General features: G+C 75.0%; 1 protein-coding gene. It reads right to left on the bottom strand.

Annotated elements, in window-relative coordinates:
* A partial coding sequence (locus PUR61_RS21680; protein ID WP_329880890.1) for an SDR family NAD(P)-dependent oxidoreductase occupies positions 1 to 1356 on the bottom strand: 1356 nt, incomplete at both ends.

The raw sequence follows: 1356 nt of genomic DNA on the forward strand, positions 1-1356 counted from the left end.
GCCCCACGCGACGGCGGTACCCGGCAGACCCTGCGCGCGACGCCGCGCCACCAGCGCGTCCAGCGCCGCATTCGCCGCCCCGTACGCCGCCTGCTCCCCGCTGCCCCAGACACCCGAGATCGACGAGAACACCACGAACGCATCGAGACGCGTACCGACCAGCGCGTCCAGATGCAACGCCCCGTCGACCTTGCCGTCGACGACCCGGCGGACGTGCTCCTCGTCCGCGTCCACCAGAGCCATGTGCTCGCTGACGCCGGCCGCGTGCACGACCGTGTCGACCTTGCCGACCGTTGCCAGCAACGCCTCGACCGCGGACCGGTCCGCCAGATCACAGGCGTGGATCTCCGCCATCGGCAGCTCGGCCAGCAGCTCCGCCGCCCCGGGCGCCCGCACGCCACGCCGGGAGAGCAGCACCAGCCGCTCCGCACCGTTCGCCGCCGCCCACCGCGCCACCTCGGCCCCCAGGCCGCCAGTCCCACCGGCGATCAACACCGTGCCGCGCGGACTCCAGACCGACCCGGAACCCACCGGCGCATGCTCCAAGCGCCGCACCAGCACACCGCCGCCACGCACCGCGATCTGGTCCTCCGCACCCAGCGCACCACCCAGGACAGCAGCGACCCGGCCGGCCGCCCGACTGTCCACGACGGCAGGAAGGTCCAGCAGACCGCCCCAGCGCTCGGGGTGTTCCAGCGCCAGCGTGCGACCTAGGCCCCAGGTCTGGGCCTGGACCGGACCGGCCGGGGCGTCCGCCCTCCCGACGGACACCGCGCCCCGGGTGATCAGCCAGAGAGGTGCCGTCGACTCGACGTCCAGGCAGGCCTGGACGACGGCGAACGTGTCCAGCAGGGGCGCGTCCTCAAGAGCGGCGAGGCTCACCACGCCCGCGATCGGCTCGTCCAGCGCCCGCAGCCGCCGGGCGAGCGCGCCGCGCTCGTCCGCTCCGACCGTCAGAACCCGCGCACCGTGGCCGGTCAGGGCCGCCGCGAGTCCGACGGTGTCCGTGCCGACCAGCACCCAGGTGCCCTCCAGCACCGACGTGCCCGGCTCGGACACCGGCTGCCAGCCGACCCGGTAGCGCCAGCCGTCCGACCGGGAGCGCTCGCGGCCGCGTGCCCGCCAGGACGTCAGCGCGGGCAGCACGCTCTCCAGCGGGGACAAGGGGTCGACGCCGAGTTCCGTGGCGAGCGTGGTGAGGTCGCCACGGTCGATCGTGGCCCAGAACCCGGCCTCGGCGGGGTCGGCGGCCACCGCCTTCGCGGGCCGGCTCTCCAGCCAGTACCGCTGGTGCTGGAAGGCGTAGGTCGGCAGCTCGGCCGGTCGGACGCCCGTGAACAGCGGCGACCAGTCGAC

The organism is Streptomyces sp. BE20, assembly GCF_036322525.1.
GTDB lineage: Bacteria > Actinomycetota > Actinomycetes > Streptomycetales > Streptomycetaceae > Kitasatospora.